The 212-nt window shown below is 71.7% G+C and carries 1 pseudogene; it reads right to left on the reverse strand.

Features of this window, described 5'->3' with window-relative positions:
* Positions 1-212 (reverse strand): annotated as a pseudogene (locus tag J0695_RS40565) (regulator); the annotation flags it as partial.

Below are 212 nucleotides of genomic sequence, written 5' to 3' on the forward strand. Positions count from 1 at the left end.
AGCGGCTGCCGGCTGGTGGCCAGGAGACGCAGGCCGGGAACGGCAGCCGTCAGGGAGGCGACCAGATCGGCGGTGCCGGTGAGGAGCCGTTCGCAGCTGTCCAGGATCAGCAGCAGCTGCTTGCCGGTGAGGAAATCGGCCAGGATCTCGACGAGCGGCCGCAGCGCCTGTTCGCGCAGCCCCACGGCGTCGGCGACAGCACGGGCCACCAG

Origin of the sequence: Streptomyces beijiangensis (assembly GCF_017315755.1) — a bacterium.
GTDB lineage: Bacteria > Actinomycetota > Actinomycetes > Streptomycetales > Streptomycetaceae > Streptomyces > Streptomyces beijiangensis.